We start from the raw sequence: 12381 nt of genomic DNA, 5'->3' as shown, positions 1-12381 counted from the left end.
CTACGCTACGCTTCATTCCAGCCTATTTTCAACATTGTTTTCACAATCAATAAAAAACCTGAACGATTAAAAGTAAAGAAGGCTTTTGCGCTAACGCTTGCCCAAATAACTTTTCACAGCTGTAGTTACCATAAATATCCGCATGGTCAAATGTAGTAATACCTCGATCTAAGCATTGTTCAATTAGAGTTTGCGTATCATTTGTTGATAAGTTCCAATCGGCTAAACGCCATAACCCATGAATAATTCTTGAAAACTTTAAATCTTCCGCTAGCTTTATGTATTGCATACCTTCAACCCTTTCAAAAGAACTAGATAGTAAATTCGCTTTGATTATAACAGGTAGATAAAGCGATTACATCTTTAAAGATTCGTCATTTTTACTTTTCCTCTACATATAGTTTAGTACAAGCTGCTTTTCTGAGCGATAAGACATGTTGTCATAAAGAATAAAAAATAGTGAGTTCCAAGAAAATGAGGTGGAGAACTTGAGTAAATGGAAGCTGACGCTACAAGTAGCTGCTACCTATATCGGTACGGTAGTGGGGGCTGGGTTTGCAACGGGTAAAGAAATTGTTCAATTTTTTACTCAGTATGGCTCAATGGGTTTATTCGGAATTTTAATTAGCGGTTTGTTCTTTATTTGGTTAGGGTCAAAAATGATGCTTATTGCACAATCGATTGATGCAACGTCTTATCAAACGTTAAATACGCATCTATTCGGTATATTTATGGGGAAGCTGATTAATGGATTTACCATTATTATTTTGTTTGGAGTCACATCCGTTATGCTAGCGAGTACGGGAGCAATTGCAGCCGAACAGTTTGGACTTTGGCCACAGGTGGGTATGCTTCTTACAATTGGTTTAGCATACATATCAGTGTCCAAAGGAATTAATGGGTTACTATTTGTTAATTCACTTGTAGTGCCAATGATGCTTGCTTTTTCAATTTTAATCTTTATTCCACACGCTCCTGATTTTTCATTTTTACAAGTGTCAACGGTTCATTTTCAAGGGGATTGGAACTGGCTGATTAGTCCTTTTTTGTATGTGGCTCTTAATTTAGCATTAGCACAAGCCGTCCTTGTTCCTTTAGGAAGTGAAGTGAAAGATAGAAAAGTCATTAAAAACGGTGCGGTTTTAGGAGGAATTGGTTTAACATTTATGATGGTGGCAACGCATTTAGCTCTTTCAAACTTGCCGTATGCATACCATTTAGATATTCCAATGAGTGAAGTAGTAAAACATATTGGCCTTTTCGTTAATTGGCTCTTTTTACTAGTAGTTTTTGGAGAGATTTTCACCACACTAATTGGAAATGTATTTGGAATTGCTAGACAGATTCAATCCATATTGCCAATCTCAAATCAGCGAGCTTTTGCCTTTATCTTTGCGCTATGTTTTCTAGTTGCACAGGTTGGGTATGGAGAGTTGTTGAAGGTGCTGTATCCGATTTTCGGCTATATTGGATTAGCACTTTTAGTTATGCTCTGTATCAAAAAAGAAAAAAGTTAACTCTGTAAGTTAAGTGAAAATGTGTTAAAAAGTGTGACAACTGTTTAAAGCTTTGCTATAATAAGGTCAAATTCGACAGATATTGTCGACATAAATATCCTTCGGGGTCGGGTGTAAGTCCCAACCGGCGGTGATAAGGCAATGCCTTTAAGCCCGTGACCCGTTTTCGTATTTTTCGATAACGGTGGATCTAGTTAAAATCTAGAGCCGACAGTAAAAGTCTGGATGGGAGAAGGATCAGGAGCACAGTGGATGTGTAGCGATTACATAGGCGTAATGGCTTTTTTAGAAAACCGTTATATCCAACTGCTTATTTAGTATATCGCAAAGTGAGATGGCTATTAAGTGCTATCTTGTTTGTGGATGCTTTGTATACACTGATTCTAAAAACACCCCCCTTGGACACTTGTTTAAGGGGGCTTTTTGCGTACATTGTATGGGGAAAGAAGGTGAAAGAATGTTTACAGGAATTATTGAAGAAATTGGTCAAGTGAAACAAATTAACAAAGGAAAAGAAGCAATTGTATTAACCATTGAAGCACGTGTTGTCCTACAGGATGTGTCTCTAGGAGACAGTATTGCAGTTAATGGTGTGTGTCTGACAGTGACTTCATTTTCAACTAATCGATTTACCGTTGACGTGATGCCTGAAACAATCAAAGCGAGTACGCTCCAATTATTGACCGTGGGCTCAAAGGTTAATTTAGAGCGTGCGATGAGCGCAAATGGACGGTTTGGTGGTCATTTTGTGAGTGGGCATGTTGATGGTATCGGTACAATTGTGAATAAAGAGCGAAGAGGCAATGCTGTATATTATGAAATTAAGGTAGACCCTAGCCTTCGTCATTATATGATGTTAAAGGGCTCTGTTACTGTTGATGGGACAAGCTTAACGATATTTAATGTTACAGATCATTCTTTTACAATTTCTTTAATTCCGCATACTGCCAAAGAAACAATTATTGGAAGAAAAGAACGAGGAGATGTTGTTAACATTGAATGTGATATGTTAGCCAAATATATTAAAGAAATGATGATGAAACCTTCATCTGCTCCTGCACCGAAACCTTCCAATATGCAAAGTTTACTCGAAAAGCACGGGTTTACAAATTAAAAGAGAGGTGAGAAAAATGTTTCACACAGTAGAAGAAGCAATTGATGATTTAAAAAAAGGTAAAGTGGTTATTGTTTGTGATGATGAAGACCGCGAAAACGAAGGGGATTTTATTTCACTAGCTGAAACGACTACTCCCGAAATCGTTAACTTCATGGCAACGCATGGTCGAGGTTTGATTTGTACACCAATCACAGAAGAAGTTGCTGCTAAATTAGAGCTTAATCCTATGGTAACAACCAATACGGATATGCATGGTACAGCTTTTACTGTTAGTGTTGATCATGTATCAACAACAACGGGAATTAGTGCTCATGAGCGTTCGGCAACCATTCAAGCATTAATTGATGATAAAGCTAAAGCTACAGACTTTCGTAGACCGGGTCACGTATTTCCTTTAATTGCGAAAAAAGGAGGAGTATTACGACGTGCAGGTCATACAGAAGCTGCCGTTGACTTAGCACTTCTTGCTGGAGGTAAGCCTGCGGGTGTTATTTGTGAAATCATGAAAGAAGATGGAACTATGGCACGCGTGGCAGACCTTGCTGTGATCGCAGAGCAATTTGACTTAAAAATGATTACAATTAAAGATCTTATTGCGTATCGTCGCAAGCATGATGAGCTTGTAAAGCGCGAGGTAGAAATTCAATTACCAACTGCTTTTGGTGACTTTAAGGCGATTGGATATACAAATAAAATTGATGATAAAGAACATGTAGCTATTGTAAAAGGTAAAATTAATCCCGAAGAACCTGTTCTTGTTCGTGTTCATTCTGAGTGTTTAACTGGCGATATTTTTGGATCCAAACGCTGCGATTGTGGACCACAGCTTCATGCAGCACTGTCAAAAATTGAAGAGGAACAATCGGGAATCCTTCTTTATATGCGTCAAGAAGGAAGAGGTATTGGGTTAATAAATAAATTAAAAGCATATGAACTGCAAGAGCAGGGATATGACACGGTTGAGGCTAATGAAAAATTAGGGTTTGCTGATGACCTTCGTGAATATGGGATTGGTGCGCAAATTTTAAAGGATTTAGGCGTGAAAAAGATGAAGCTTTTAACCAATAACCCGCGTAAAATTACCGGTTTAAAAGGTTATGATCTTGAGGTAGTTGAACGTCTTCCAATTGAAATGCCAAAGGAAGCCGAAAATGAGAAATATTTAAATACAAAAGCGACGAAACTAGGTCACTTATTACATTTTTAATTATTTAATTTACACATAAAACATAAAAAAACTAGGAGGAATAGAAAATGAGTCATGTGTTTGAGGGGAATTTAGTTGGTACTGGATTAAAAGTTGCAATTGTAGTGGGGCGTTTTAATGAATTTATTACAAGCCGATTGTTAGGCGGAGCGCAAGACGCGCTAAAACGTCATGGTGTAGCAGAAGCAGATGTGGACATTGCTTGGGTACCTGGCGCATACGAAATTCCGTTAATTGCAAAAAAATTCGCAGAATCAAAAAAGTATGATGCGGTGATTACGTTAGGAACAGTTATTCGCGGCGCAACACCACACTTTGATTTTGTTTGTAACGAAGTAGCAAAAGGCGTTGCTTCACAGAGTCTACAAACGGGCGTACCAATTATCTTTGGTGTACTGACAACGGAAACAATTGAACAAGCGATTGAACGTGCAGGTACAAAAGCCGGTAACAAAGGATGGGAAGCAGCAGCTTCTGCTATTGAGATGGCAAATTTGTCTCGTTTAATTGAAGGGTAATAAAAGCGCTTGTTGCAGTCTAGAACTGTAGCAAGCGTTTTTTAAACTATTTACAAATGTATAATTTACAGGAAAGGTTTTACCCTATATAGTAACTAGTTTATGTTAAGGGAGACTTTCATGCCTCATTATATACCGTTTTTGGTTTTAATTATCATAAATGTCCTAATCTTTGTTTTTGTTCTATGGAATACAAGGGATAAAAAACTGATTATCTTATTATTCTTTATGATTGGTTTAGCGTACGTGTTGGAGTACTTCATTCTTGTACTATTTAAAAGCTATCAATATAATCCGAATTTTGTACATGAAACAGACCTTGATAATATTTTGGGGTCGTTGGTATCACAAGCCTTTGCATTTCCAGTTATCGCTGTTTTAATTGGGGCTTATCAGCTGAAGTTTCGTTATATTGTACTTATATCGTTTATTTTTATGGGAATTGAAGAATTGTTTATCTCTTTAGGTGTGTATACACAGTATTGGTGGAAAACGATTTACACAGGTATTTTTATGACAATTGGGTTCGTCATTGCAAAGACATGGCATGCGTGGCTGTCTGATCGATTTGAGCGGTGGATTCATGTATTAAACTTATTCTTTAGCTTATTAGCAATTAACACAACCATCATGTTGTTTTTACTTGCCATGTTTAAAACCCACTCTATACATGTGGGGTGGTTTCAATCAGAGACACGGGATGTGCTTAGTTTTAATACACTTTATGTATGGCTTTTAACAGCCCTATATTCTTGGGGAATTTTAAAGCGTTCTCTAACCATGCTAGGCTGCTTTTTTCTTGGTTTTCGAATAGCTGATTTCGTTTTACTGTCTACAGATATATTGGTGTTACCTAAATGGAATTCGTTGGGGTTCTTTGCACTATTAGATGCTGTAGTAATTTTATTTACAGCTAAATATAACCAATTTATTGTCAATGCATGTTATGGAACCGACTCAAAAAAATTCATTGCGTTTATGAGAAATAAGCACTAAGATAGTACGTACAATAAATTATTTTGAAGCTAGTATAAAAAAAGGTAAGCTTTTACTTATTAAACATTTAATGAAGGAAAATATTTACTTTCCCAAGAGATGCTTCTTTCATTAGGTTATAAAGGTAAAAATGAAACAAAACAAAAGATTTGACGTTCTTTTGCCAGTTTTCGTACAATAAAAAAACGCGTAATTGAAGTCAAGTAGGGGAGTGAAGGATTCGTGAGAGAGTCCTTTTTTGTAAAAAAGGTACTAAATAATAATGTTTTAATTGCTACACACAATGCATACAAAGAGGTTGTTTTAATAGGAAAAGGAATTGGCTTTAATAAAAAGAAAAACGACGAAATAGATGCAGATGCTGTAGAAAAGATGTTTTTGCTTAAAAGCGAGGAAGAGCAGGAACAATATAAGCAGCTTTTACTACAGGTTGACGAAAATGTAATTGAGATGATGAATGATATCATTACACATATACAAGCACGTGTATCTAAACCTTTAAATGAGCACATTCATATCGGATTAACAGATCATATTGCATTTGCTGTAAAGCGTTTTCAACAAGGCCTTGATTTGAAAAATCCTTTTTTAATTGAAACAAAAGCTCTTTACCCAAAAGAATTTGAAATTGCTGAAGAGGTTGTAGCAATGATTCATGAAAAAATTGGAGTGCAGCTACCGATAGGGGAAGTGGGGTTTATTGCACTGCATATTCACAGCGCGCTAACGGAAAAAAATATTTTAGAAGTAAATCAAGATTCGCAGCTTATTCAAACAATTATTAACGTCATTGAAGAGTCTTTAAACCTTGATGTGAACAAAGAATCTGTTCATTATATGAGGCTAATTCGCCACTTGCATTTTGCAATTGATCGGGTGAAGACAGGGGAAGTCATTGAAGAACCAAAAAAAATTGCTTTACTATTGAAAGAGGAATATCCTCTATGTTACAATGTCTCATGGAAAGTGATTAAAATTATGCAACAAGCTCTACACTTACCAGTTTATGAAGCAGAAGCCGTTTATTTAACGATGCATCTGCAGCGACTTATGACAAAATCGGATTTATAAAATCATTTCATACGTGTTACTGATACGATCAGGCATGAGTGAGAAATGAAACGCATGGACAGGGATAGGTCTATCCTTTTGTTGGTGTTTCAATTTTCACCATGCCTTTTTTGTTGTAAGAAAGCGTAATCATGAACAAACTAATGAAATACTCACTTAGATTCACGTACCCTTTTTGGTTAAAAAGAAAGCGTTTGAATTGAATGTGTATCAAAACATCATCTTGTTGCACAATACAAATATAAAAAGGGGGTAAAACGCCATGTTTAAAAAGCTTTTTGGCGTCTTACAAAAAGTCGGAAAAGCACTTATGTTGCCGGTTGCGATTTTACCGGCAGCAGGTATCCTACTTGGGTTTGGTACTGCTTTTCAAAATGAAACGTTACTTGAAAGATTACCGGCTTTAAATGCTGACTGGTTCCAGATGGTTGCTCATGTTATGTCCAACGCTGGAGACATTATTTTTGGTAACTTACCTTTACTATTTGCTGTAGGGGTAGCAGTTGGGTTAGCTGGAGGAGAAGGCGTAGCCGGACTTGCAGCAATCGTTGGTTATTTAATTATGAACGTAACGATGGGTACAGTAAAAGGGCTGGATGGTTTAAAACCAGCTGAATTTGCTAAGTTATTAGAAGATCCTGCATACGCAAGTGTGTTAGGAATTCCAACGTTACAAACAGGTGTGTTTGGTGGTATTATAATTGGGGTGCTAGCAGCGGCTATGTACAACCGTTTCTTTAACATCGAGCTACCTCCATATTTAGGTTTCTTTGCTGGTAAGCGCTTTGTTCCAATCGCAACAGCGGTATCATCAATTGTTATTGGTTTAATCATGGTAGCAATATGGCCAATCATTCAAAATGCACTAAATGCATTCTCAAACAATATGATTGATGCAAACTTAACGCTATCGGCATTTATCTTCGGGGTTATTGAGCGTTCATTAATTCCATTCGGTTTACACCATATTTTCTATTCACCATTCTGGTATGAGTTTGGGTCTTATGTGAATCAAGCTGGTGAAGTGTTCCGTGGAGACCAACGTATCTTCATGGCACAATTAGCAGATGGTGCTGAATTAACAGCAGGTACGTTCCAAGTTGGTAAATTCCCGTTCATGATGTTCGGTTTACCAGCAGCAGCGCTTGCTATTTATCACGAAGCTCGTCCTGAAAATAAGAAGTATGTAGCTGGTATCATGGGTTCAGCGGCTTTAACATCATTCTTAACAGGTATTACAGAACCACTTGAGTTCTCATTCTTATTCGTAGCACCAGTTTTATTCGCAATTCACGCAGTGTTTGCTGGTCTATCATTTATGATCATGGAGATTTTAAATGTTAAAATTGGTATGACATTCTCCGGTGGGGTTATTGACTATATCCTATTCGGTGTGTTACAAAATAGAACAGATTGGTGGTTAGTAATCCCAGTTGGTCTTGTTCTAGCAGTTATTTATTACTTTGGTTTCCGCTTTGCGATCCGTAAGTTTAATTTAAAAACACCAGGTCGTGAAGAGAAATCGGATGATGCAGATAGTGATAAGGTTGAAGCGGGTGAATTACCACGCAATATCCTAGAAGCATTAGGTGGTCAACCAAACATTACGCACTTAGACGCATGTATTACTCGTTTACGTGTATCAGTTGATGATGTTAAAAATGTTGATAAAGAGCGATTGAAAAAGTTAGGGGCTTCTGGTGTGTTAGAAGTAGGTAACAATATTCAAGCAATCTTTGGTCCTAAATCTGATACGTTAAAGAGTCAGATTAAAGACATTATGGATGGCAAAACGCCTGTTGCACCAAAAGAAGAACCAAAAGCTGTAGAAGAAGCATCGAAAGCTGCGGTAAGCACAAACGGTGGCGACATTGTTTCACCAATTGAAGGAGAATTAGTTCCATTATCAGAAGTACCGGACCAAGTATTCTCACAAAAATTAATGGGTGACGGTTTTGCGATTATTCCGAAAACAGGCACAGTAGTTGCGCCAGTGGATGGAAAGATAGTAAACTTATTCCCGACGAAGCATGCTTTAGGAATTGAATCAACGACTGGGCAAGAAATTCTAATTCACTTTGGAATTGACACAGTTAACTTAAAAGGTGAAGGTTTTGATGCACTTGTTGCTCAAGGTGACGAAGTGAAGCAAGGCCAACCATTATTACAAGTTGACTTGGATTTTGTAAAATCAAATGCACCATCTACGATTACACCTGTCATCTTTACAAACCTACAAGCAGATGAAAAGGTAGAAATCTTAAAGCAAGGCGAAGTTTCATTGCAAGAACAAAATATTATTACTATTTCAAAGTAAAAAGGAGATTGATTTAACATGGCACAAAAAACATTTACAGTAACAGCAGACTCAGGAATTCACGCACGTCCAGCAACAACATTAGTACAAGCAGCTAGCAAATTTGATTCTGATATCAACTTAGAGTTCAACGGTAAAACTGTAAACTTAAAATCAATCATGGGCGTTATGTCTTTAGGTATCCAAAAAGGAGCTACAATCACAATTTCTGCTGAAGGTTCAGACGAAGCTGATGCAATTGCAGCTCTTGAAGATACAATGAAAAAAGAAGGATTAGGCGAATAATGACAGTGGAAATTCAAGGCATTGCCGCTTCTAGCGGCATTGCTATTGCTAAAGCATTCCGTCTAGAAAATCCAGAGTTAACCGTTGAAAAGAAATCCGTTTCAGACGTTGAAGCTGAAGTAGCTCGTCTAGAAGAAGCACTTGCAACATCTAGATCAGAGCTTGAAACGATTAAAGAACATGCGCGTAAAGAACTTGGCGAAGATAAAGCTGAAATCTTTGCAGCACATTTATTAGTATTAAGCGATCCGGAATTAATCAATCCGATTAAAGATAAAATTACTGGTGAAAACGTGAATGCAGAAGTCGCACTAGACGAAGTTGCAGCGATGTTCATCAACATGTTTGAGTCAATGGATAACGAATACATGAAAGAGCGTGCAGCAGATATTCGTGACGTAACGAAGCGTGTATTAGCACATCTTTTAGGTGTAAACGTTTCAAACCCAAGCATGATTTCTGAAGAAGTTGTCATTATTGCAGAAGACTTAACGCCATCTGACACAGCTCAGTTAAATCGTAAATTTGTAAAAGGGTTTACAACTGATATCGGAGGCCGTACTTCTCACTCTGCAATTATGGCCCGTTCAATGGAAATTCCAGCTGTTGTTGGAACAAAAACAGTTATGGAAGACATTGAAAACGGTACACTTGTAATCGTTGATGGTCTTGATGGAAACGTTATTGTTAACCCATCAGAAGAAACGATTAAAGCGTATGAGAAAAAGGCAGAAGAATATGCAGCACAAAAAGCTGAATGGGCAAAGCTTGTAAACGAAAAAACAGTTTCAGCGGATGATCATCACGTAGAACTTGCTGCTAATATTGGAACGCCTGAAGATGTTAAAGGTGTATTAGAAAACGGTGGTGAAGGCGTTGGTCTTTACCGTACAGAGTTCTTATATATGGGTCGTGAAGAACTTCCAACAGAGGAAGAACAATTCACATCATACAAAACAGTTTTAGAGCGTATGGAAGGCAAGCCTGTTGTTGTTCGTACTTTAGATATCGGTGGAGATAAAGAGCTTCCTTATCTAAACCTACCTAAAGAAATGAATCCATTCTTAGGTTTCCGTGCAATCCGTCTATGCTTAGAAATGCAAGATATGTTCCGTACACAGCTTCGTGCGTTATTACGTGCTAGCGTATATGGAAACTTAAAAATCATGTTCCCAATGATTGCAACAGTTGACGAGTTCCGCCAAGCAAAAGCCATTCTTTTAGAAGAAAAAGCAAAGCTTGAAGCAGAGGGCGTTAGCGTTTCTGATAACATTGAAGTAGGTATGATGGTTGAAATTCCTTCTTCAGCAGTTATTGCAGATTTATTTGCAAAAGAAGTAGACTTCTTCTCAATTGGAACAAACGATTTAATTCAATACACGCTTGCGGCTGACCGCATGAATGAGCGCGTATCTTACTTATATCAACCGTATAACCCGGCAATCTTACGCTTAGTAAACATGGTTATTAAAGCGGCTCATAAAGAAGGCAAATGGGTTGGTATGTGTGGAGAAATGGCTGGAGATGAAATTGCGATTCCAATTCTTTTAGGCTTAGGCTTAGATGAATTCTCAATGAGCGCAACATCTATCTTAAAAGCACGTTCTCAAATCCGTCAATTATCAAAAGCGGATATTGAACCACACTTAGATGAGATTTTATCAATGTCTTCTACTGAAGAAGTAATTGAATTTGTAAAATCAAAATTCCATATCTAATAAAAAAGATGCTCTAGTGATTAGAGCATCTTTTTTGAATTTTATAGTATAAAATGAGGCTATGACCTAAGTCTTCCTGGTAATAATCTATCCGATCTATTGAAAGTTAACTCTCAGTAGCTCGGTTTTTTTGATGATTTGGAAATCGTCTTTAGGAAAATAGTGGAATGGAGCATAAGACACTCGACTCCTGCGAGAGATAGAGGAAAGGTTGAGACCCCGCAAGCGCAGCGAGGAGGCTCAGATTCCTCCTCGCGGAAAGCGAGTGTCCGTAGCGCAATGGAACGAACTTGTTGCTATAAATTAACTATTGTAGAAACGTTATGATTCGTCTTTGAGAAGGGAGCATTTCGTTATGTCCCAACCTTGTGTTGTTTAAAAGAGCAAAGGTAAAAAGATATTAGCAAACACGATCGTTAAAAGCGCTGCTACAATCATTCCTAAGCTTGAGAATGTCCCTTCAATTTTACCAAACTCGAATGCACGAGCCGTACCTGTACCGTGTGACGCCACTCCTAAAAGCAAGCCTTTAGCTAGTGAAGAGTGAAGAGCAAGGTATTTGATAAGGGTAGGTGCAATAAACGTTCCAATAATGCCTGACAGCACAACGAATAAAATTGTAATATTCGGATCTCCTCCAAGCGTTTCTGATACGTTAATGGCAATAGGAATAGTCACAGAACGTGGAATAATACTTTGTACAAGCGTGGCTTTCATATGGAAAAGACCTGCTAAAACCATTGAAGATACCATCGCTACAAGAGTTCCAGTTGCTACGCTTACGGCAATTTCTACACGATGTTTTTTTAGAAGATGAAAATACTTATACATCGGCACAGCAAATGCTACCGTAGCGGGTCCGAGCATGTAGCTAATAAAGTCTGCTCCTTGCTTATACTGATCGTATGAACCATGTGAGAATAATAAAAATATGATGAGCAAGCAGGGAGCTAGTAAAATAGGCGAAACCAAAATGGTTTTATATTTTTTATAAAGCCATTTTGAAAGCGTATAGACAACGAGTGTAAGTGGAAATGCTACAGCTGTTAACCAAGTCATTCGTTTGACACCTCCTTGCGTTTAGAAATAGATTCAGCCATCATTCCGGTAATCGCCATAACTACAATGGTACTTATCGTAATAACAATTAAAATTTGAAGTCCAAATGATTTAAGAACGTCTCCATAATTAATTAGACCTACAACGGCTGGAATAAAAAAGAGTAATAGTTCACCAACAAGCAAATTGCCAGCTCGCTCTACCCAATTTAATTTAATGACCTTCAAATGAAGCAACAAAAACAGCAAACCAAATCCAACAATGCTTCCTGGAATAGGAAGGTTCAGCGCTTGAGAAATCTGTTGACCAACAAAAAAGATTAATATGAAAAAAAGAATTTGAACAAATAATGTTAAAACCTTCATTATGATGTTCCTCCTTTAGCTTATTCATAATAATAGAGCCGCCTAATCGGCGACTCTATTGGGGGAAAAAGAAAGTATTTTTGGCTTATACCGATGAGGTATAAATTGAGAAGATGAATGCTACAAACTTATCTTACCTAAATTTAGCTATAACGTAAAATATATAATAACTATAATTACTATGCCTTTTAACTATAGCTAAAGTGGAATG

General features: G+C 37.4%; 11 protein-coding genes, 1 pseudogene and 1 riboswitch. Of the genes and pseudogenes, 9 read left to right on the top strand and 3 right to left on the bottom strand.

All coding sequences use genetic code 11. The features are described from left to right. Positions 1–73: 73 nt before the first annotated feature. A pseudogene (locus BFL01S_RS16275) lies at positions 74–289 on the bottom strand (aldo/keto reductase); the annotation flags it as partial. Between the two features lie 199 nt (positions 290–488). On the opposite strand from BFL01S_RS16275, the gene BFL01S_RS16270 reads away from it, so the two are divergent. The 9 genes from BFL01S_RS16270 to ptsP all read left to right on the top strand — a co-directional run bounded on the left by BFL01S_RS16270 (position 489) and on the right by ptsP (position 10746). Then, positions 489–1517, top strand: a complete 1029-nt coding sequence (locus tag BFL01S_RS16270; protein ID WP_061786323.1) for a YkvI family membrane protein — start codon at positions 489–491, stop codon at positions 1515–1517. Between the two features lie 93 nt (positions 1518–1610). Continuing rightward, positions 1611–1758, top strand: a riboswitch (FMN riboswitch). A gap of 216 nt (positions 1759–1974) precedes the next feature. Next, a complete protein-coding gene (gene ribE / locus BFL01S_RS16265; protein ID WP_025909180.1) occupies positions 1975–2631 on the top strand; it encodes a riboflavin synthase in 657 nt (218 codons plus the stop codon). A 16-nt stretch (positions 2632–2647) separates the two neighbouring features. Further along, entirely contained in the window at positions 2648–3841 is a 1194-nt protein-coding gene (locus BFL01S_RS16260; RefSeq protein WP_061786322.1) for a bifunctional 3,4-dihydroxy-2-butanone-4-phosphate synthase/GTP cyclohydrolase II, read from the top strand. A gap of 47 nt (positions 3842–3888) precedes the next feature. Continuing rightward, positions 3889–4359: a 6,7-dimethyl-8-ribityllumazine synthase gene (ribH, locus tag BFL01S_RS16255; RefSeq protein ID WP_025909182.1), complete on the top strand. Its 471-nt coding sequence runs from the start codon at positions 3889–3891 to the stop codon at positions 4357–4359. Positions 4360–4587: 228 nt separating this feature from the next. Next, complete coding sequence (locus tag BFL01S_RS16250; RefSeq protein WP_169799865.1) at positions 4588–5355, top strand: hypothetical protein; 768 nt, start codon at positions 4588–4590, stop codon at positions 5353–5355. Positions 5356–5577: 222 nt separating this feature from the next. After that, the gene (glcT, locus tag BFL01S_RS16245) at positions 5578–6426 is read left to right on the top strand and encodes a glucose PTS transporter transcription antiterminator GlcT (RefSeq protein ID WP_061786320.1); all 849 of its coding nucleotides are present in this window, start codon (positions 5578–5580) and stop codon (positions 6424–6426) included. 262 nt (positions 6427–6688) lie between these two features. Beyond that, positions 6689–8743, top strand: a complete 2055-nt coding sequence (gene ptsG, locus BFL01S_RS16240; RefSeq protein WP_061786319.1) for a glucose-specific PTS transporter subunit IIBC — start codon at positions 6689–6691, stop codon at positions 8741–8743. Between the two features lie 18 nt (positions 8744–8761). Next, positions 8762–9028, top strand: a complete 267-nt coding sequence (locus BFL01S_RS16235; RefSeq protein WP_025909186.1) for a phosphocarrier protein HPr — start codon at positions 8762–8764, stop codon at positions 9026–9028. Next, positions 9028–10746 carry a phosphoenolpyruvate--protein phosphotransferase gene (gene ptsP, locus BFL01S_RS16230; protein WP_061786318.1) on the top strand — a complete coding sequence of 573 codons (1719 nt, stop codon included), beginning with the start codon at positions 9028–9030 and terminating at the stop codon, positions 10744–10746. The genes BFL01S_RS16235 and ptsP overlap by 1 nt, the downstream gene beginning before the upstream one ends. 375 nt (positions 10747–11121) lie before the next feature. Here the strand turns inward: ptsP and BFL01S_RS16225 are convergent, their stop codons facing one another. Beyond that, entirely contained in the window at positions 11122–11805 is a 684-nt protein-coding gene (locus BFL01S_RS16225; protein WP_061786317.1) for an LrgB family protein, read from the bottom strand. Next, positions 11802–12170, bottom strand: coding sequence for a CidA/LrgA family protein (locus tag BFL01S_RS16220; RefSeq protein ID WP_061786316.1), 369 nt, complete (start codon positions 12168–12170; stop codon positions 11802–11804). The genes BFL01S_RS16225 and BFL01S_RS16220 overlap by 4 nt, the downstream gene beginning before the upstream one ends. Positions 12171–12381: the final 211 nt, after the last annotated feature.

This window comes from Priestia flexa NBRC 15715 (assembly GCF_001591565.1).
GTDB classification, from domain to species: Bacteria; Bacillota; Bacilli; order Bacillales; family Bacillaceae_H; genus Priestia; species Priestia flexa.
The sequence above is the reverse complement of the archived record's forward strand: the minus strand, read 5'-3'. Positions and strand labels throughout refer to the sequence as shown.

Excerpts from the sequence above, each read along its gene's own strand:
- ribH (WP_025909182.1), top strand. The coding sequence starts at position 3,889 with ATGAGTCATGTGTTTGAGGGGAATTTAGTTGGTACTGGATTAAAAGTT.
- BFL01S_RS16250 (WP_169799865.1), top strand. The coding sequence starts at position 4,588 with ATGATTGGTTTAGCGTACGTGTTGGAGTACTTCATTCTTGTACTATTT.
- ribE (WP_025909180.1), top strand. The coding sequence starts at position 1,975 with ATGTTTACAGGAATTATTGAAGAAATTGGTCAAGTGAAACAAATTAAC.
- ptsP (WP_061786318.1), top strand. The coding sequence starts at position 9,028 with ATGACAGTGGAAATTCAAGGCATTGCCGCTTCTAGCGGCATTGCTATT.
- BFL01S_RS16220 (WP_061786316.1), bottom strand. The coding sequence starts at position 12,170 with ATGAAGGTTTTAACATTATTTGTTCAAATTCTTTTTTTCATATTAATC.
- BFL01S_RS16260 (WP_061786322.1), top strand. The coding sequence starts at position 2,648 with ATGTTTCACACAGTAGAAGAAGCAATTGATGATTTAAAAAAAGGTAAA.
- ptsG (WP_061786319.1), top strand. The coding sequence starts at position 6,689 with ATGTTTAAAAAGCTTTTTGGCGTCTTACAAAAAGTCGGAAAAGCACTT.
- BFL01S_RS16235 (WP_025909186.1), top strand. The coding sequence starts at position 8,762 with ATGGCACAAAAAACATTTACAGTAACAGCAGACTCAGGAATTCACGCA.
- BFL01S_RS16225 (WP_061786317.1), bottom strand. The coding sequence starts at position 11,805 with ATGACTTGGTTAACAGCTGTAGCATTTCCACTTACACTCGTTGTCTAT.